The organism is Deltaproteobacteria bacterium (genome assembly GCA_026129095.1).
Classification (GTDB): Bacteria; JAGRBM01; JAGRBM01; order JAGRBM01; family JAHCIT01; genus JAHCIT01.
The window spans coordinates 524168-543064 of record JAHCIT010000001.1 but is presented as its reverse complement, the minus strand read 5'-3'; the positions used below and the strand labels follow the sequence as shown (position 1 = coordinate 543064).

Annotated in this window: 15 protein-coding genes; 10 read left to right on the top strand and 5 right to left on the bottom strand. The window is 54.9% G+C overall.

What is annotated here, in order from left to right:
• Positions 1 to 81: 81 nt before the first annotated feature.
• The 3 genes from KIT79_02375 to KIT79_02365 all read left to right on the top strand — a co-directional run bounded on the left by KIT79_02375 (position 82) and on the right by KIT79_02365 (position 2599).
• Positions 82 to 1065: a ferritin-like domain-containing protein gene (locus tag KIT79_02375; GenBank protein MCW5828139.1), complete on the top strand. Its 984-nt coding sequence runs from the start codon at positions 82 to 84 to the stop codon at positions 1063 to 1065.
• Between the two features lie 104 nt (positions 1066 to 1169).
• Positions 1170 to 1730 (top strand): macro domain-containing protein, encoded by a 561-nt coding sequence (locus KIT79_02370; protein ID MCW5828138.1) that lies wholly within the window; start codon positions 1170 to 1172, stop codon positions 1728 to 1730.
• A 5-nt stretch (positions 1731 to 1735) separates the two neighbouring features.
• Complete coding sequence (locus KIT79_02365; GenBank protein ID MCW5828137.1) at positions 1736 to 2599, top strand: metallophosphoesterase family protein; 864 nt, start codon at positions 1736 to 1738, stop codon at positions 2597 to 2599.
• 8 nt (positions 2600 to 2607) lie between these two features.
• On the opposite strand, the gene KIT79_02360 is transcribed toward KIT79_02365, so the two are convergent.
• Both KIT79_02360 and KIT79_02355 read right to left on the bottom strand, forming a co-directional pair.
• A complete protein-coding gene (locus KIT79_02360) occupies positions 2608 to 3522 on the bottom strand; it encodes an MBL fold metallo-hydrolase (protein MCW5828136.1) in 915 nt (304 codons plus the stop codon).
• A 21-nt stretch (positions 3523 to 3543) separates the two neighbouring features.
• Positions 3544 to 4902, bottom strand: a complete 1359-nt coding sequence (locus KIT79_02355) for a citrate synthase (GenBank protein ID MCW5828135.1) — start codon at positions 4900 to 4902, stop codon at positions 3544 to 3546.
• A gap of 155 nt (positions 4903 to 5057) precedes the next feature.
• Here KIT79_02355 and KIT79_02350 point away from each other — a divergent pair, with 155 nt between their 5' ends.
• Positions 5058 to 6110 carry an AsnC family transcriptional regulator gene (locus KIT79_02350; protein MCW5828134.1) on the top strand — a complete coding sequence of 351 codons (1053 nt, stop codon included), beginning with the start codon at positions 5058 to 5060 and terminating at the stop codon, positions 6108 to 6110.
• Between the two features lies 1 nt (position 6111).
• Here the strand turns inward: KIT79_02350 and KIT79_02345 are convergent, their stop codons facing one another.
• Positions 6112 to 6651 carry a damage-inducible protein DinB gene (locus KIT79_02345; GenBank protein MCW5828133.1) on the bottom strand — a complete coding sequence of 180 codons (540 nt, stop codon included), beginning with the start codon at positions 6649 to 6651 and terminating at the stop codon, positions 6112 to 6114.
• Between the two features lie 21 nt (positions 6652 to 6672).
• Positions 6673 to 7683, bottom strand: coding sequence for a nucleoside triphosphate pyrophosphohydrolase (gene mazG, locus KIT79_02340; protein ID MCW5828132.1), 1011 nt, complete (start codon positions 7681 to 7683; stop codon positions 6673 to 6675).
• 388 nt (positions 7684 to 8071) lie between these two features.
• On the opposite strand from mazG, the gene KIT79_02335 reads away from it, so the two are divergent.
• From KIT79_02335 to KIT79_02315, 5 genes are all read left to right on the top strand, one after another.
• On the top strand, positions 8072 to 9856 hold the full coding sequence (locus tag KIT79_02335; GenBank protein MCW5828131.1) for a hypothetical protein: 1785 nt from the start codon (positions 8072 to 8074) through the stop codon (positions 9854 to 9856).
• 1 nt (position 9857) lies between these two features.
• The gene (locus tag KIT79_02330) at positions 9858 to 10988 is read left to right on the top strand and encodes a DUF4388 domain-containing protein (GenBank protein ID MCW5828130.1); all 1131 of its coding nucleotides are present in this window, start codon (positions 9858 to 9860) and stop codon (positions 10986 to 10988) included.
• Between the two features lie 156 nt (positions 10989 to 11144).
• Entirely contained in the window at positions 11145 to 13472 is a 2328-nt protein-coding gene (locus KIT79_02325; GenBank protein MCW5828129.1) for an HDIG domain-containing protein, read from the top strand.
• Positions 13405 to 13893, top strand: coding sequence for an rRNA maturation RNase YbeY (ybeY, locus tag KIT79_02320; protein ID MCW5828128.1), 489 nt, complete (start codon positions 13405 to 13407; stop codon positions 13891 to 13893). The genes KIT79_02325 and ybeY overlap by 68 nt, the downstream gene beginning before the upstream one ends.
• A 10-nt stretch (positions 13894 to 13903) precedes the next feature.
• Positions 13904 to 16321: an MMPL family transporter gene (locus KIT79_02315; protein MCW5828127.1), complete on the top strand. Its 2418-nt coding sequence runs from the start codon at positions 13904 to 13906 to the stop codon at positions 16319 to 16321.
• 43 nt (positions 16322 to 16364) lie between these two features.
• Here KIT79_02315 and rnd read toward each other — a convergent pair whose 3' ends face one another.
• A complete protein-coding gene (gene rnd, locus KIT79_02310; protein MCW5828126.1) occupies positions 16365 to 17600 on the bottom strand; it encodes a ribonuclease D in 1236 nt (411 codons plus the stop codon).
• A gap of 25 nt (positions 17601 to 17625) precedes the next feature.
• On the opposite strand from rnd, the gene KIT79_02305 reads away from it, so the two are divergent.
• Positions 17626 to 18888: a site-specific DNA-methyltransferase gene (locus tag KIT79_02305; GenBank protein ID MCW5828125.1), complete on the top strand. Its 1263-nt coding sequence runs from the start codon at positions 17626 to 17628 to the stop codon at positions 18886 to 18888.
• Positions 18889 to 18897 lie beyond the last annotated feature (9 nt).

The following is an 18897-nucleotide window of genomic DNA, read 5'->3' as shown; positions in this document are numbered from 1 at the left end:
AACGGTCGGCGACAATGCGGACCGTATTGGAGGCGGGTCATCCGGCCCCGAACCATATACAGGTTCAGGAGGATTCACGTCATGTCCCAGCCGCTGCCACGAAATCTTGGTCAAGCGCTCGACCATGTCGAGACCAAGTTCGATACGCTGTATACCTGGAACTACGATACCCAGCGCGAAGATCTCCGCAGCCTTTATGAGAAGGCCAAGCAGGGGCAATGGAACGGTCAAACAGAACTGAATTGGGGAATCGACGTGGATCCTGAAGCCGAGAACATGCCCGATGCCCAGATCGCTATCTATGGCACTGACATGTGGAAGAAACTGAACGAGCGAGACATCCGACGCCTTCGGCACGAATTCCAGTCATGGACATTATCGCAATTTTTGCATGGTGAGCAGGGAGCCCTGCTTGCAACGGCACAGATTGTAGACGCGGTTCCGTGGATTGATGCCAAGTATTACGCGGCCACGCAGGTGATGGACGAGGCGCGTCATGTAGAAGTTTATGACAAATACCTTCGAGACAAGGTGGAGATGGAATACCCGGTCAATCCACATCTCAAGACGCTTCTCGACCTGATCCTCGCTGATTCACGCTGGGACATGAAATATCTCGGCATGCAGATCATGGTCGAGGGACTGGCCCTGGCTGCGTTCAACTTCATGCATAATTTCTCCAAGGAACCGCTCATCAAGGATTTAACCAAGCACGTCATGCTGGATGAGGCTCGGCATGTAGCCTTCGGCGTGATGAGTCTCAGGGGCCTTTACGACCAGATGAGCGAAAAGGAGTTCAAGGAACGGCAGGATTTTGCCTACGAAGCCTGTGTCCTGATGCGTGACCGGTTTAACGGGCTCGAAGTGTGGCAGAAGATGGGTTTCGACGTGGACCGGTGCCTGGATCTATCCATGAACTCTCCCGCGATGCGGGAATTCCGCAAGATGCTTTTTTCCAAGATAGTTCCGAACCTGCGGCGTATTGGCCTGCTCACCGGCGACCTCCGCCAGCGGTTCCAGGAACTCGATATCCTCAAGTTCGAGAACTGGGAAGCGTCGGCATAGGGCAGCGCAGGAAATCCCAATCGCCCCGCGGCCGTGCTGGTTGAACCTGCCGCTCGTACCGGTATCCTCAGTGGTTGGTGCCACGGGAAACTCCATACCGGGTAATGCGGACGGTAACAGTCGCTGGACGGGGACTCAGGCTCCTGAATGGCGATATCTGCCATGTGCCGGCCGATGCCATAGTGAACGCGGCCAACTCGAATTTGGCGCATGGAGGTGGGGTGGCCGCCCAGATCGTTCGCAACGGCGGCCGCGAAGTCCAGGATGAATCCACACGTTCGGTGCAGATATACGGGCCTGTGCCTGTTGGCGGGGCGCGATCCACCGGGGCGGGCAGTCTGCCCGCCAGAAGAGTCATACATGTGGTAGGCCCTCAGTGGGGCGAAGGCAGTGAATCCGAAAAGCTCCGATCAGCAATTTATTCCGGCCTGAAACTGGCCCGCGAGGAAAAACTGGAAAGCATTGTGTTTCCGGCGGTTTCCACTGGCATCTTCGGATTTCCCAAAGTCGAGGCGTCGGAAATCATTATCGATGCATGCGAGTCGTTTCTCAAAGGCAATGCAGATCCGGTTTGCCGTGTGGACCTATGCCTTTATGATGATCCTACCTATTTTGCTTTTGATGGCACATGGACGCGACGGTACGGCATCAATTTGCCGGGATAATTTTGATGCGGGTAGCCTATATCAGCGATCTTCACGGTTCGATGAAACACTATGAGGCTGTGCTTGCTGCGGCTCACCGCCGTGATTGTGGTGCGATTATTTTTGGTGGAGATCTGGCACCCAAGAACTTCCGGGACGGCAAGTTTGTCCAGCACCAGGTGGACTGGCACCGGAATACACTGTTCCCTTTGCTGGAACAGTTCCGGCTCAAGCGTCCTCGGACGCGTATCTTTTTCATCATGGGAAATGACGATTCCAGGGCAGCTGAAAAACTGTTTGCGGATCGAGACGGCGATATTATCGAATATCTGCACCTGAAATCCGCTGAACTGGAACCGGGTCTCCTGCTATCGGGCTACAACTGTGTGGATATCTCTCCGTTTCCGCTCAAGGATTTCGAGCGGTGGGACAAGCGGTCGGGAATATTGCCCGCCAAAATGCGGCTCTTGAACGGTGTAGTGACCGGCGAGGAAATGAAACTCGAATATTTCAAGTTTGAGGACGATCCTGTCTTAAGTGTTCTGCCCACGCTGGAAGAAGAGATGGCGCCACTCGCCGAGAAACAGAAAAAGGGCGTTTCAATCCTTGTTGCCCATTGCCCACCCATTGAAACGAGCCTGGACAAGATGATGCTTGGGAAGCATGTAGGTTCGCTGGCTGTTCGGGAGTTCATAGAAAAGACACAGCCGGCCCTTTCTCTTCATGGCCACATTCACGAATCCCCGGCCATGACTGGCAGCTATCGTGACGAGATCGGCTCCACCATATGCGTCAATCCCGGTCAGGATCCCTATAAGGGAATCGTCCATTATGTGGTTTTTGATACCGATAATCCGGGCAGGAGAATGGAGCATTTTGTGGAAAAATAGGGGTCGGCTCAAACTGCTTCGAAACGGTCTGGTTCTGGCTCGATAAGGCGCTCCTCTTCGCACAAGTACCGGGTCATCGGACGGATCAGCATCTGCCCGGAAACCGCACCCCATGCTTCGTAGCCCGGCAAAACAGGGAAATTGAATAGTTTCTGGAAATGACGGGCGAGCGAGGGAATCGTCGTATCCCCAGCACGAACGAGGTCCAAAATCGCATCGAGACGCCGGTCTAGCACTTCCAGATAGGCAGCCATGCGGGTTTTGTACTCCTCGCCATCGAACCAGCCGCGGCCATGTGCCGCTGCGGCAAATTTCACCGGAAGCCGTTGTAGGCGGGCAAGCGACTGATACGTATTCCGCACACTGGAATCGAGATCGGGGCAAACCGGCCCGGCACGAGTGAGATCGTAGTCACCCAAAACCAGAACGGATTCTTTCGGAAACCAATAGCAGGTATGGCCCGAAGTATGGCCGGGAGCATGCAACGCTATCATCGTGATACCACCGAGATCTATTTCACTCTCTGGTTCCACAAATGAGTCCACCTTCCGGTGGGTGAATCCCATGCCGTCATAAAGCGCATCCATCTGGGCCTGAAGCATCTTATCATGGATTCCGCCACGAGCATGAGTCGCCTTCCGGGTCTCGATCGGTTCCCGGTCGGCTGCTGGGGCAAAAAGAGGAATTTCCGGCAACTGGCAGGCCGATAGTGCATGATCCTCATGCCAATGGGTGACATACAGCCGATCGATGCCGGGCCCGGCAGCAATGGATTTTGCCTGAATTGCCGAACCGCCCTGGTCAATGAGAATACGGATATCCCCTTCCACGTACAGACCGTTGCAGTTTGGATATGGTGATCGGTTAGGGCCTGGGCAGAATACAACTCGCCCGGTACGAGGGAACTCAGACAGCAAACTCATGATACCCAATTGGGGACCGGCTTATTTGCGATCTTTTAAGGGAACGAACTTCATGCCGCGGGCACCCGTATATACCTGCCGGGGGCGTGCAATCTTCTGCTCCTTGTCGTTAAGCATCTCAATCCACTGGGCGATCCATCCGGCTGTTCGCGGAATAGCGAACAGGACGGTGAACATATCCACCGGTATCCGGAGCGCCTCGTAGATGAGACCGGAATAGAAATCGACATTTGGGTACAACTTGCGGCTCACAAAGTAGTCATCCTCAAGTGCGATCCGCTCGATTTCCAAAGCGATCTCGATTTTCGGGTTGCTGCCAAGAGCATCAAATACCTCATTGGCGAGTTTCTTGATTATCTTCGCCCGAGGGTCATAGTTCTTGTATACGCGGTGGCCGAATCCCATCAGCCGGTTCGAACCGTCCTTGCACCCCTTGATAAATTCGGTCACGCGGGCCTTGGAGCCGATCTTGTCAATCATTTCCAGAACTGCCTGGTTGGCGCCGCCATGGAGCGGCCCGTAGAGAGCGGCGGTGGCGCCGGCCACACAGGAAAATGGATCGGCATGGCTGGAACCGATCGACCGCATGGTGTTGGTCGAGCAGTTCTGTTCGTGATCGGCATGCAGGATGAACAACACGTCCAGAGCCCGCTCGACGGCCGGATGTGGCAGATAGCGCCGTTCAGCCATCTTGAACATCATGGCAAGAAAGTTTCCGGCGAACGATAGCTCGTTGTCGGGGTACACATAGGGCATTCCGAGCAGGTGACGGTAGGCCCAGGCAGCCAGTGTCGGCATCTTTGCGATCAGCCGGTAGGTATTCAGCTGTCGCTCTACGGGGTCGTGGATATTCTTGGCACTGGGATAAAAGGTCGAAAGCGCCCCCAGTGTCGAAATCATCATTCCCATTGGATGCGCGTCATGCCGGAATCCCTCAACGAACTTCTTCACATTCTCGTGGACAAACGTGTGATAGGTAATGTTCCGGTCCCATTCAACCAGCTCATCCTTGGTCGGCAACTTGCCGTGTACCAGCAGATAGGCGACTTCAAGGTAGGTTGAATGTTCGGCGAGTTCCTGTATTGGAATACCTCTGTATTCGAGAATCCCCTTGTCGCCGTCAATAAAGGTAATGCTGCTTTGGCAGGAAGCCGTATTGGTGAAGGCGGGATCATAGGTCATCATCCCGAAATCGTCGGAATTAACCTTGATCTGCCTCAAATCCATCGCCCTAATGGTGTCGTTCTCTACCGGAACTTCATAGGTTTTTCCGGTGCGATTGTCGGTAATGGTGATGGTATTCTTGGGCAAGGGGTATCCCTCCTGTCCGGAGTTGGTAAAAGTGGCGGAGCCGGGCGCATTGCGGCGACACTGGCCCATAGACGCTAGCACCGGATGGGAGCAAATACAGCGGGTCTGCTGATATGGACCCCCGCCCGGTTGATGGCTACATTGGAAAACGGTGGATTTGGGTGACCGACGCTCTTGGGGCTTGGGTCTGTCCCGGATCCCGAGGTGTTTGAGGAGAAGAACCCATGTCCACACTTGATCAGCTTGACGCCATAGACAAGCAGCTCACCACGATCATGCAGGAAGAGATTCCCATTTCTGAGCATCCCTTTCGCGATCTGGGTCAAAAGGTGGGGGTCAGCGAGGCTGAATGCCTGGAGCGTGTCCGGCGGCTCAAGGACCAGAATATCATCCGCCAGATCGGCGTCATTTTCGACTCGCGCAACATGGGGTACAAGTCGTCACTGGTAGCGATCAAGGCTGATCCGGAAAAATGCGATCAGGTAGCTGCGGTTGTAAGCGAACACCCTGGCGTTTCCCATAACTACAAACGCAATCACGAATTCAACATCTGGTTCACCATTGCCGTACCACCGGGACAGAGCTTGGAGAGGCATGTGGAGGCCATTCACAAGGCGTCGGGGGCCATTTCCACCCGAATTATGCAGACTCTCCGTCTGTACAAGATTGGCGTGAAACTTGATCTTACCGACGAAGGCCGAAAGACCGAAAACCTCACCGCTAAGGAAAAGGCTCCGGTTTGGGATAAACTGCTGGAAGAACCAGCCAAGCTATCCGAAGAGGATATTGCCTACATTCGAGAACTACAGGAAGATCTCGCGTTGGTGGAACAGCCTTATGTCGAGATGGCGGCGCGGCTCGGGGTCCCGTTCCCTCGTCTTAAGGAAAAGACTGTCGAGATGCACGATCGAGGGCTATTTCGCCGGAATGCTGCCATCCTGAATCACCGCAAAGCCGGATTCAAGTCCAACGGGATGGGCGTATGGCGGGTGGACGAAAGTGAAGTAGATAAATACGGAGAAATGTTCGGTCAATACCGGGCTGTCTCTCACTGCTATCGCCGCCCGGTATATGCCGACTGGAAATACAATCTCTTCACAATGGTTCACGGGGAATCTGACGACGCCTGTCGTCATATCATTGCCGAACTTTCAAAAGACTCGGGGCTCAAAGACTACACGGTTCTTTTTTCTACTACCGAGTATAAAAAGAACCGCGTCGTTTATTTTCCCAAGGGCGAAACCTACCCCGAATGGTGTCAGGAAGCGCAGGGGTAGTTTATCCCTCATTATTCCTCAGCATTGCCACCAGATCGGTGACGCCAGGATCCTTGCCGAGTTGCTTTAGCAGCGTTGTCGTTTGTCCACGATGGTGGGTGCCGTGGTTGAACATATGCATCAGGGCCCACCACAAGGGATGGCTGCAGGGCTCCCCGGAACTCGTTTTGTAATGAAGGGGGGTCTCAAGAACATCTTGGCTCAGTGAATCCACAAATTTGCCGATATCACTGTCGGTGCGTTCCCGCTCATGGCGCAGTTCAGCGAAGTCCTCATAGAGAACCTGGCCCAGCGAATGTATGTCAATCGGTTTCCCGCTCGAATCCAGTGAGCGGAATCGTTCGGTGTCTCCCGTAAACCGGCCAAGCCATATCCGGTCGGTCAGGACGAGATGATTGAGTGTCCCGTGGATTGATTTGAAAAATGCGCCGAGATCCCGTTTTCGTTCAGCGTCGGGAAATTCTGCGGCTGCATCATATATCTTTCTGTTCATCCACCGGTTGTAGCGAGCATGAATATGGAAAAAATCCAGCGTGTTCATGGATATCGAGCTCCTCCCGATCTACTTCCTCACTCTTGTCTTTCCTTCGGCTTGGCGCGCCTGCTGGTAAAATTCTTCCATCTGCTCAAGTGACACGTCCTTGAACTGCAGTCCGTTCGACTCGATAGCTGTCTCTATATGGCGAAACCGGCGATAGAACTTGGCGTTCGACTTGCGAAGGGCATCCTCGGCCGACAGGTGAAACCGGCGGGCGATGTTCGCCACAACGAACAGGACGTCGCCGATTTCCTCCTCCACATGTTCGCGGCGTTTTGCCGGCACTATGGGCTTTTCGTTTTTGATAGGCCCTTTTACGGAGGCCCTCACCTTCGGTCTTCCCTGCTTTCCGTAAATGGCTTCTTCGAGCTCACCTATCTCTTCGTCCAGCTTATTCCAGAGCATATTCCGGTCAGGCCAGTCGTAACCTGCACGGGCGGCCTTTTCGCTGATGCGCGAAGCGCGAACGAGCGCTGGAAGCTCCGGCGGTACGCCATCCAGCAAGCTTTCGCGCCGTTTTGCCTTCTCGTGCCGCTTGATTGCTTCCCAGTTCGCCACGACATCATGGGAACCTTTGACACTCAGATCGCCAAAGACGTGCGGATGGCGGGTAATCATTTTGTGGACGATAGCCTCTGTTACATCGTCAATGGAAAAATACCCGTATTCACTGGCGATTTGGGCATAAAACACTACCTGGAAAAGCAGGTCGCCCAGTTCTTCCTTGAGGGATTCCCAGTCGCGGGCATCTATCGCCTCCATTACTTCGTAGGTTTCCTCAAGTGTATACGGTTTTATCGTATCGAAATCCTGTTCCCGGTCCCAGGGGCACCCGTTGGGAGCGCGGAGAAGCGCCATGATTTCGACAAGCCGGGAGAAACCGTTGCTTCCTTTCGCCGCTTGGAGAATTGCGCTGCTGGATTTACCATGCAGCCTCTTGCGACGGGTTTTCTGGCGCAATCGGCTTCTGGCCGGTGCGGCGGTCTTCCGCAGAGCGGAACGTGGTGAAGCTTTGAATGGTTTTGAACGTGACATGAGACGGGGGAGATTCACCGGCACGGCAGCCACCGGTCAACAGGCGCCTGCACATTGGCGCTGGCTGATGTTTTTTGCTGCCGGAATGCTCTGTCTTGGTGGGGCGCTGCTCCTGAAAGCGCAGGAACGTGAGTCCCCAAGATCCCTGGATGAAGTGGATCAAATGCTCGCTTCTCCGTCCAGAATCCAGCCACGGAGTCCAGATATCCTCGAGACTGTTCCAGATCCTGCCGTGCCGGTTGTGGCCCCAGATGCTCCCTTGTCTGGGGCTTCCGCTGTCTTGGGTGCGGCCAGTTCCGGCCCGATTTTTTTAAATCCCGTAAGTATCGCTGATCTTTTGGCCGATAGCCCAGCCGAATATAACCCGGCAGAAGCGCCGACCCTTGGCATGCTGGAGGGTACTTGGCGTGAACTGCTTGCAGCCCTTCGGGGTGGGCGTCTTTCTGTGGCGGCATCACTGCTCGACCGTCTTGATCGTCTCCGGTTTCTTCTTGGAATCGAAAATCTGGCGCCACGTTCCACTGCACTGATTCATATGGCTCGTCAGGCACTCCGCAATGGTGATCGTGATCTCATGCGCGCAATGCTCGATGATGCCGAGCGGCTTTCTCCCCGGCTGGCATCAGTTCCCTATGCCCGGTTCCGACTCGCTATCGAGGGTGGTGACCTCGATCCCGGTGCCTTGATGGAACATTATCGCAGTGGCATTCGCCGCCAGATGGGGCAGATTATCACCTATCTGTCAGCTACTTCCGCACTTTTTCAGGCAGCAGTGCTTGCTGGAATTCTTGCGGCATTGGTGATCGCGCTGGTGCTGCTTTACCGTACTCATATGGCGTTATCTGCCGATCTCGCCTATTGGCTCCGGGCGATTGATCAGGTGCCACTCGGGATATTCAGGGTGATGGTGCTCTTGGCAGCATTGGTTCCACCTGCATTGGGTGCGGGTGCCACTGGTACTGCGGCCTGCTGGCTTGTCATGTCAGCCATGTATGTCACCAAGCGCGAATCTGCGGTGCTGTTTGTGGCGCTGGCAGTTCTGGCGGTGGTCCCGCCGCTCGCCCGTAGTGCCGCAGTGCGCGCTGCCGCTTCCAGGTCCACTTCCCTGGCTGCGGTTGTGGAGGCCCGATACGGAGAGCCTACGAAATCGCTGGAAGCGATCCTTGAGCGCCGGAAAATCGAAAACCCTGCCGACACAGTTTCCTGGTTTTCATTCGGGATGGTTGCCCTGAAGCGGCGGAATTTAGATGCAGCTCGTGAATCGTTCAGCCAGGTCTTGCAATCTCGTCCTGCTTTCTGGCAGGCGGCAGCCAATCTTGCAGTGGTGGAAGCGCTGGATGGGGAGCCAATGAAGGCGCTTGAACTCAACGAACGGGCTATGCGAGATGGCGGAGAGGCCCGGTGGCTTGCGCTTAACCGCGCCCGAATTCTCGAATTGGCAGGAGCTGATCAGGCCGAAGCAGCCCAGCGGGCTATTTCCGCTGCCCAGAGAGAGTTGGGCCCTGACAACTGGAGCCGGTGGACGCGCCCGGTAATGGGCACAGGCGAGTTGAAACTTTTGGCTACATTCCCGTTATCGGACCGGCACATCTGGGATTTTCATGAAAGTCTTGCTGGGGATGGAAGCAGTGTGCCGGCCCTTTATGCCGCCTTTACTGGGAGCGAACGGGAAGCGACGTTGCTGGTGCTCCTGTGTGCTGTAGTCGTTCTGGCTATTCAGCTTTTGCGGCCCAGGGTTGGGCATTCATATGTGTGTGAGTCGTGCGGGACATGGATTCGTGCCCGGGAAGGACAGTTTCTCCAGTCCACTTCTATCTGTTCGCAATGTATCGCTGTGCTTTACCGGGCAGAGACAGTGGAGCCGATGACGCTTCTCAAGAAGCGCGCCGAAATAAAGTCCTGGCAGCGGCACAAGAGGCGATTGTGGTCATTTGCTACATTCATCGCCCCAGGCTCAGGCGAAATGGGCCGGGGCCGACTCGCGATCGGGGCTGTATTTTTGGCAGTAAGCTCCGTGCTTGCGAGTTTCTGGGTTCAGGGCGGAATCCTTACGGGTGATCCCTGGTCGCTTTTGAAGGACCCATCAGCTCCGTTCCGGGTAGCACTTATTACAAGTGGTCTTCTCTTTTATCTGGCCGCCTTATGGCACTTCTTCGATCTGGAGGAGAGCTGAAATGGCATTGCAGGGGACTATAAAGGATTTCGGTATTGCCGATATTTTCCAGCTTATCGGGCAGCAGCAAAAAACAGGTGTGCTCTATCTTCGCAACGGTCCGGGCAACAGTGCTGTCGATGTATTTTTTACCAAGGGCCGGATTCGTCGAGCGGCTCCCCACGGGGTCAGCGCTGATGCAGCCCTATGCAACGCGCTGGTGCGCGGGGGCCTCATCACCCGGCGTGGTGCTGACGAGGCCTCATCCAGTGCCCGGGAACAACTCCGACAACTCCGTGACGTGTTGGTTGATTCAGGGTTGATCGTGAACGAGCAGGTATCAGCGGTCGAAAAGCTCGACACACTGGAAAACATCTACGAACTTTTTGGCTGGCAGGACGCCGAGTTCGAATTCCAGCAGAAGGAAATCGAAGTTAACACTGACAGCTTCGAGGCAATACCGGCTGAACATGTGCTCATGGACGGTTTCCGGATGGTGGATGAATGGCCGGCAATCCTGAGAGAGATGCCGGATTTTGCGCAGGGTGTTGCCCGGACACCAGGGATCGAGCCGCCCCCACCTACGGAAGGTGGCAAGGGTGGAGGTATTACGCACGAAGAGCATCGTGTTTACGAGCAGGTCGAAGCTGGCCGGACCGTTCAGCAGGTTATCGACATGGCCCGGTTGGGGAAATTCGACGGCGCCAAATCGCTTCTGTCGCTTCTCAAGAAAGGATATGTCCAGATCGAGGTTCGCGCCGAGCCGGATTTTCTGGCCCCGGCCATTCCGGCAAAGCGCAAGCGTACCTGGACGGGTCGCGGGCCGGCCTATTTGCTCCTCGCGTTGCTTGCGGTGAGTGTATTTGCGGGACTCGGTAACCTTTACCATCTGGTCACTTGGCCGTTCTGGAGCCGGGCGCTGCGGGAATCCGAAAGAAAGCACCTGCATGAAGCCCGTGTGATTCATGCTTTAGAGGCTTGGTACGCTCTTGAAAGCGCGTATCCAGCTTCTTTGGACGAATTGCTGAGAGTTGGATTGATTGATCCGCAGACAGTAACCTTCATATCCGGTAGGGCTGATTATCAGCCGGCGGGAGACACTTTCAGTCTCACGGAACAAAAACCCGATAATAGGGCCGGGAGTAGTCCCTGACGGACGGTTTGCCGCAAGACAGTTTTGAGTTCCATCCCCAGTCGAAATCCATGCCGTTCTGGGTGACGGCCTCTCTGTGCTCCGGCAGCACCGGGCGAGTATGTCCTTGGACATTCAGGTTCGCCAGAGCTGCAAACGCAAGGACGACAACAAGCCATGACTGAGCGCGAATCAGCCCTTGGTGTTCTGGAACGGCTGGTCGAAGAAACCGGGATGATCCGTGTGTTGCCGGTCACCGCACGTGGCAAAGCCGTGTATTTTGCACTCCTGATAGTCATGTCCGCAGTGATTGGAATCTCGCTCACGCCTGGCTTACCGATCCGGATTCCTGTCTATGAAGCCGGTGAGCCGGCCCGGGAGGCCCTTCAGGCACCCGAAGACATGACGCTGGAAGATGAAGTCACAACGCGCTTGCGACGATCTGAAGCGGCACGCATGGTTCCCGCCATCTACGACTATGACGAAGGAGTGGTGAGTGAGGTTGTCCGCCGCCTCGGAGAATTTTTTGAAAGCATGCGGCAGCACGTTTCTGTCGAGAGCTCACGCACCGACGCGGAAAAGGCAGCATCGCTTGGGCTTGCACTACATCCCCGGACACTCGCTGAACTGCGGGCGATCCGTTGGCCGGAGGTAGTCGAGATCCAGATCAAACGGGCTGCCGAGCAACTCCTCAAGCCGGGTGTCATCGGTTCCATGGGGGATCTCCCTGCCGAGTCTGGCGTGGCAATTATGATTCGCCGGGTTCCGGGCGGACAGGAATTTACGGAAAGCAGTTATGACTATATTACTGATCTCCGGGGAGCACGGTCAGCAGCGCCGGGTATTATCGATTTGTGGATGGAAGAATCTCCGCTCAGGCTCCGTCAGGCGGCCACCGAACTGCTTCGCGAAGTTCTGAGGCCAAATTTCTCCCGAAATATCCAGGAAACAGAACGGCGCCGCCTGAAAGCTGGCGAGTCGGTCAAACCGGTCTATGTGAGAATCACCAAGGGCGAACTGATCATCCGTGAAGGAGAACGCGTGGACCAGCAGAAGCTGGACCTGCTGGATCTGATTCGCGCTCGCCAGAAAGAATCGCGCTGGCTGCTTCACTTTGCCGCACTTACAATCGCCGTATTCGTATTTCTGTTCGCACTCGTGTTTTATTTACGGCGACAATTCGTTTCCGTGGCTTCCGAGCCATACGACCTTCTGACGATGGGAATCCTGCTGACGGTTGTTACAGTCATCAATCGCCTCCTGCCGCCCATATGGATATATGTGGCGTTGGTGGCACCATTCGCTGTCGTTCTCAGGCTTATTTACCGTGCCGAAACCGTATTTGCCTGGACCGTGGTTGCTTCTGTCCTGTCGGTGATTGCCGCTCACGGTGATCTGGTGCTAGCCATCCATTATCTTGCCGCCGGTTCCGTGGGTACGGCACTGATTTCACAGACGACAAGCCGTGGCATTGTTATGCGGACTGGTGCCGCCATAGGACTGATTAATGCTTCGGCCGTCCTGGTGGTTTGGCAGATGGGGAGCATCGACAGTGGCCAGTTACGGGAGGCATTGCTCATTGCAATTGCCGGTGGCGCGCTTGCCACGCCAACCTGTGTCTACGTGATTCTCCCTTCGCTCGAAAGACTCTTCAATTACACAAGCGATCTGCGCCTCATGGAGCTCAATACCTTCGATCATCCCCTTATTCAGAAAGTATTTCTCCAATCACCGGGAACCTATCATCACAGCCTGATCGTGGGAGCCCTGTCGGAGGCAGGTGTAAAGGAGATCGGTGGGAATGCGTTGCTAGCCCGGGTTGCCTGCATGTACCATGACATTGGGAAATCGCTGAAGCCGTCATTTTTTGTTGAAAACCTGGTTGAAGGCCAGACAAATCCGCATCTGAAGCTTTCACCCACCATGAGCGCACTTGTGATACGGAGCCATGTGGAAGAAGGCATTCGGATGGGACACGAAGCCGGATTGCCACAGGCAGTAATCGACATGATCCCACAGCATCATGGCACCAAACTGATGAAGTTCTTTTATCGCAAGGCAATCGATCAGCGGGATCCGGACGCGCCGGCGATCAACGATGCTGACTTCCGCTATCCCGGTCCCAAGCCGCAGACGCGGGAAGCGGGTGTTATTCTGCTGGCGGATGCCTGCGAGGCCGCTGCCAGGACCTTGCCTGATTATACCCGTGCCCGGATACAGGGCATGGTGCAAAAGCTCATCAACGATGCATTCGCCGACGGACAGCTCGATGAATGCGAACTTACCCTGAAGGATCTCCATGTCATTGCCCGAACCTTCACGCGCGTCATCGGCGCGTTCTACCATCACCGGATCAAGTACCCCGAGCCTGCGGAAAAGGTCCGTGCGAAGATCCCCGACCCCGACGTCACTGATCTGGATGACGGAGGGCGCGAAGATGACGGAGCATCAGCTGAAAAACCTGACGGCGGACGTCCGGACGATCTTAAGCGTCTTGGAATCTGAGAGTGTCGCGTTGTCAGTCATGCTGGCCGGCGATGTTTTGATGACCCGTCTTAATTGGTCGGCACTTAGGCGCCGGGGCACGACAGATGTACTCTCTTTTCCCCAAGAAACAGTATTACTGGCGCGAGAGGCCGATTGCCTGACATCCGGTTCGACGGGACGGCGGGCAGCTATTGGCGCACTGAAAAAACTCCGTTACCAGCGTAGACCTGTGCCGGTTCTGCTGGGGGATATAGTGATTTCGGTTCCACAGGCGCGGCGGCAGGCAAAGGAACAGGGGATCCCATTATCGGCTGAAATGCGCAGGCTGATCGTTCACGGAGTAGCGCATCTACTGGGTTTCGATCACGAACGGGGTGATCGGGCCGAAGCAGCTATGCATCAGTTTGAAGATCACCTGCTGGCAAGGATTCGGGAGTAGCCGGTAGTTCATGGCTGGATGGATTGAAAATCTCATGGAACGGCTGGCCCGGTGGCTTCTTGGCCATCACCGGCTTGCGCTTGGAATACTGTCGGTGGTGACGCTTGCAGCGTTGCCGGGTTTCTCCCGACTGGATGTCCGTAATGATTACGCGGAGATGCTTCCCAGGAATGCACAAAGTGTGAAAGCTCTCGAAGATCTTAAGGAAAGGGTGCCGGGCCTTGCCGATCATGTGGTACTGATTGAAGGCGGTTCCATGGAAGACCGGGTAGCGGCAGCCGAGCGGCTCCGCGCTCTTGTAGTGTCTGATCCATTTGTTCTTCGCGCCCGTTACCGCACATATCTGGCATTTTTTGAGCCGTACAAGTTTCTTTATATGCCGCTGGATGAGCTGGATGAGTTCAGCCGTGCGGTGATTGGCCGGATTAATTATGAGCGGCTGAAGGAATCCGGACGCCTGATTGATCTTCTGAGTGATGAAGAAAAAGAAGAAGATCTCGACGCCATCCGTAAAAAGCATGATGTAGACGACTGGTTCGGATACTTTACCGACAAGGACCGCACGGTTCTTCTTTTGCTCGTGACACCGAGGGCATTCGTGAGTGATGTGGACGCTGCCGAGCGGATTGTAGAAATTACAGACCGCACCATTGAAGCAGTGTTCCCTGGACGCACCATGCCCGATGGTCTTTCAATTTCCACGGGTGGTCCCTTTCAGGATCAGCTTTACGAGGATTCGGTCTTGCGTAGCGACATAGTCCGGGGATCAGTATTCACACTCGTTGCGGTCGTCACGTTGCTGTTCGTTTACTATCGCTCATTCTGGCCGGTGCTGTTTATTGTCGGTCCACTGAATGTGGCAATGATCTGGAGTTTTGGAATCGCCGGATGGGTCGTCGGCCAGTTGAACCCCATGAGCGGCTTCATGGGAATGATCCTGTTTGGCCTTGGCGTTGATTACGCCATACATCTTCTTAACCGCTATATCGAGCATCGCTCGGATGGCTTTTCCCGCGAAGAATCATTCGTGATGATGATGAAAAGCTCGGGCGCTGCTTGTGTGGAAACTGCCACAACGAATTGCGGGATTTTCTTTGTGCTGGCGACCGCGGACTTTCGTGGTTACCAGCAGTTCGGGCTCCTGGCGGGTACCGGCGCCCTAATGACGGTGATCGCATCGGTCGTTCTTCTTCCCTGTCTGTTTCTTGAACTAGAAGCACGAGGATGGGGCGGATTTTTCCAGTCACCGCCCCCGCACCGGCAGTTCAGTTTTCTGAGTTCAAGGCGCCCGATCCCGGGAGCAGTAATGATGCTCGGTCTCACTGTCGTGTTTACATTGTGGTGTCTTTGGACCGCCCCCCAGAATCTCAGTTTCAACTTCCGTATTTCGGAACTGCGCCCTTCAACCAAAGGCCTTCTTCATGTGGAAAGATACTACCATGAGGTTGCCGAGATTGATGACCCGCCGGTGATCTATACTGTGGAATCTCTGGATGAAGTAGAGGTGCTTGGCGGCCGGATTGCAGAGATTAATCAGCAGCAGCCGGCAAATATGGTCTTGAAAGTCCGTTCGATCCTCACGGTTTTACCGGAGAAACAGGATGAAAAGCTGGAAATGCTGGATGAACTCCGGTTCAAGCTGAACCGGGAACTCAGACTCGCCGATACTGAGAGCCAGAAGGCTGATATCCAGAAGCTGATCAGTGAACTGCCCCCTGCCGGAGTGACGTTGAACGAGGTTCCACCAGAAGTGTCGTCTGACTTCCGGACCGATGATGGCGGCTTCCTCGTTTATCTCAATCCTTTATCGAAGGAATATGAACAGGGATTCGTGCTGAAGTTCCGGGAGGCATTCGCCGCTATCACCCTTCCGGGAGCTTCCCATGACGTTGTAGGCGCGGGCGAAATCCCGGTTGAAGCGGATATTCTTTACTATATGGTCCATGAAGGACCACGGCTCGTTCTGCTGGCTATCCTGTTTGTCTTTTTCTTCATCTGGTTCGGAATGGGACGTGCTGCCGATACTTTGCTGGTTTGTGCGCCGCTGGTGGTCGGAATGCTCTGGGCACTGGAGGGAATCGTCTGGTTTGGCCAGTCGGTGAACGTCTTCAACATGATTGCTATCCCCCTTCTGATTGGATTTGGTGAGGATTACGGTCTTCATATCGTTCACCGGTACCGCGAAGAAGGTCCCGGTTCGCTTCGAAAAGTACTTGCCCATACGGGAGGCAGTATTTTTATGTCTGCCCTGACGACGCTGGCAGGTTTTGGTGGCCTCGTCTTTTCACATCACAAGGGACTGCAATCACTAGGTATTCTCGCATGTACCGGCATGCTTGCCGCATTACTTGTCGCCTTTACCTTTGTCCCTGCAATCCTTCAGGTGATTGAAAACCGCAGCCACCGGAAGTCCATTCCAGTTGCATAAATCAGGTTTGCGGCAATCCGGAACCTGGGTCCGATAAGACGGACTATCTTGCCGCCGGATAGATTTTCAGTTTGCGGGTTTTGGGGTCGAGTCCAAGAGTCATTTGTCCATTCAGGAGATCAAGGAAATCGGTGCCGAGGAGCTCCTTTCGCCAGCCCTTCAAAATCGGCGTTCCGTCAGTGGATGTGGCATTTTCCCCTTGTCGAACGATTGCTTTCAGCATTCCTTTGGTCAGGAGCGTTTCGGTGGCCAGATCCAGTTCTTTCGCACGAATCTGCAGGTACGACTGGAGCAGGTTCACGGCTGCATCGAGTCCAGGTTCCGGCGGCTCGCCTTTCTCGACGGAAGGCCATTCGGTGTCAGGAAGTTTCCGGGCTCTATGAATCGCCTTGAGAATGTCAGGGCCCGACCGGATTATCTCCTGTGAAGTAATACCCCGGACCTGTAAAAGATCGGGCTCGGATCTGGGCGCGCGCCGGGCCAGTGCCAGCAGCACATCGTCTTTGAGGACAAAATGGGGCCTGAGATCACGGGTTTTGGCTTCCATCTCCCGCCAGGCAGCCAGTTCCCGGAGAACAGCCAGTTCCCGGCGTCCTAGCGAGGAAGATCGGCGGATATCCAGAAAGACCGCGTAGGGATCCGGATCGGCGTATAGATCGATATGGACTGACCGGCGAAACTCCTCGACCGCCCAGGATAGCCGGCCTCGTCGCTCCAACTCGGACTCCAGGTGATGCTGAACTTTCAAGAGATGGGTCACGTCACTCAGTGCGTAAGTAATCTGCTCTTGCCGAAGTGGCCGCTGTAGCCAGTCGGTATAGGTTTCGGATTTGTCTACCTTGATGTCCAAAACAGACTCAATAAGTGGCGCGTAGCCGATTTGCGGACCAAAGCCGAGAAAGCTGGCCGCAATCTGCGTATCAAACACGCTTTGAGGGAGTCGACCAGAGAGCTGGGCAACGATCTTCCAGTCCATTCCACCGGCATGGACTATCTTTTTTATTCGGTCGTCGAGCAGGAGATCCAGTGCCGGCCCCAGGTCTTTCACTGACAGCGGATCGACCGCCCCGGCAATTCCAGATGGGGCGGATAGCTGGATGAGGCCGAGTCTGGGGTAATAGGTTCGTTCAAAAACGAATTCGGTATCGAAGCCGCATACACCCTCGGACCGGATATCACGGCACAGGGCTTCAAGCTTTTGGGAAGTAGTAACCAGCACGGGATGAGGGGTTTCATCGCACACGCCGGAAGAAAATACAAAACGATTGTACCATTCCATGAAAACAGGTAATAAGCTGGTCGCTATGCTTTCTCGCACTCGTACAGCCGCCAGTGTGCAACTTGGAGGCGGTCCAGAGCAGCCATTGCTGTCCGGGCTCCGGAGTTTTCGTGAATATGGCACGCGCACGCGGATAATGGATATCCCGTTTTCAGGTTCGGGAATTCTACCGGTAGCTGTTAACGAGTTCTGGACCTCAAAGCAGCGTGCAGCCCACAGCCTGCATGAGATTAGTTACCGGGCCTGCTTCAAGCCGCAGCTTCCCCGGTTTTTTATTGAACGGCTCACTGAGGAGGGCGATCTGATTTACGATCCTTTCATGGGCCGAGGGACCACGCCTCTGGAAGCGGCGCTTCTTGGACGAGTACCAGCCGGTAATGATGTCAACCCTTTAAGCCGAGCGCTTGTTGAACCCCGCCTGGATCCGCCCGAGCCGAACCAGATAGACATGCGCCTGAAACGCATATCACTGGATTTCACTGGCGATATCCCCTCTGATCTGCTTGTGTTTTACCATCATGAAACACTGAAAGAGATTTGCGCGCTACGCGACTATTTCCTCAAGCGGGAAAAATCCGGAAAACTGGACTCTATTGATCGCTGGATACGGATGGTCTCGATAAACCGGTTGACGGGTCATTCCCCTGGCTTCTTCTCTGTTTATACGCTGCCGCCCAATCAGGCTGTGTCCGTCGAATCGCAGCGAAAGATAAATCGGCAAAGGAAGCAGGTGCCGCCCCGACGTGACGTTCGAGCACTCATATCAAGGAAAACCCGCGGCCTGCTGTCCGATGTAACGCCGGAGGTTCGTTGCCGGCTTCAGTTGATATCCCGGCGATCCAGATGGTTTACCGGCCCGGCCGCTAAAACACCGGCCCTTAAATCCGGTTCGGTGGCATTGGTGGTCACGTCGCCCCCGTTTCTGGATGTTGTCCAATACTCCACTGACAATTGGCTGCGCTGCTGGTTCTGCGGGATAGACCCAGACAGAGTGGCCATTACCCATATGGCCAGTATTGACGGCTGGCAGAAATCGATGATGGCAGTTTTTGTCGAACTTCATCGCATCTTGAAGCCCGGTGGGCATGTGGCGTTTGAGGTTGGGGAGGTTCGCGGCGGCAGGGTGAAGTTGGAGGAAACGGTCATTCCTGCCGGCATCAGATCCGGTTTTGAACCAATCCTTGTGCTCATTAACGACCAGCAATTCACAAAAACGGCGAATTGCTGGGGAGTCAGCAACAACACCCGTGGCACGAATACCAACCGTATTGTGGTATTCAGGAAGTGACAGGGAACC

Coding starts and splice junctions, on each gene's coding strand:
- KIT79_02375 (MCW5828139.1), top strand. CDS start 82: ATGTCCCAGCCGCTGCCACGAAATCTTGGTCAAGCGCTCGACCATGTC.
- KIT79_02370 (MCW5828138.1), top strand. CDS start 1,170: ATGCGGACGGTAACAGTCGCTGGACGGGGACTCAGGCTCCTGAATGGC.
- KIT79_02365 (MCW5828137.1), top strand. CDS start 1,736: ATGCGGGTAGCCTATATCAGCGATCTTCACGGTTCGATGAAACACTAT.
- KIT79_02360 (MCW5828136.1), bottom strand. CDS start 3,522: ATGAGTTTGCTGTCTGAGTTCCCTCGTACCGGGCGAGTTGTATTCTGC.
- KIT79_02355 (MCW5828135.1), bottom strand. CDS start 4,902: ATGGGCCAGTGTCGCCGCAATGCGCCCGGCTCCGCCACTTTTACCAAC.
- KIT79_02350 (MCW5828134.1), top strand. CDS start 5,058: ATGTCCACACTTGATCAGCTTGACGCCATAGACAAGCAGCTCACCACG.
- KIT79_02345 (MCW5828133.1), bottom strand. CDS start 6,651: ATGAACACGCTGGATTTTTTCCATATTCATGCTCGCTACAACCGGTGG.
- mazG (MCW5828132.1), bottom strand. CDS start 7,683: ATGTCACGTTCAAAACCATTCAAAGCTTCACCACGTTCCGCTCTGCGG.
- KIT79_02335 (MCW5828131.1), top strand. CDS start 8,072: ATGCTGGAGGGTACTTGGCGTGAACTGCTTGCAGCCCTTCGGGGTGGG.
- KIT79_02330 (MCW5828130.1), top strand. CDS start 9,858: ATGGCATTGCAGGGGACTATAAAGGATTTCGGTATTGCCGATATTTTC.
- KIT79_02325 (MCW5828129.1), top strand. CDS start 11,145: ATGACTGAGCGCGAATCAGCCCTTGGTGTTCTGGAACGGCTGGTCGAA.
- ybeY (MCW5828128.1), top strand. CDS start 13,405: ATGACGGAGCATCAGCTGAAAAACCTGACGGCGGACGTCCGGACGATC.
- KIT79_02315 (MCW5828127.1), top strand. CDS start 13,904: ATGGCTGGATGGATTGAAAATCTCATGGAACGGCTGGCCCGGTGGCTT.
- rnd (MCW5828126.1), bottom strand. CDS start 17,600: ATGGAATGGTACAATCGTTTTGTATTTTCTTCCGGCGTGTGCGATGAA.
- KIT79_02305 (MCW5828125.1), top strand. CDS start 17,626: ATGCTTTCTCGCACTCGTACAGCCGCCAGTGTGCAACTTGGAGGCGGT.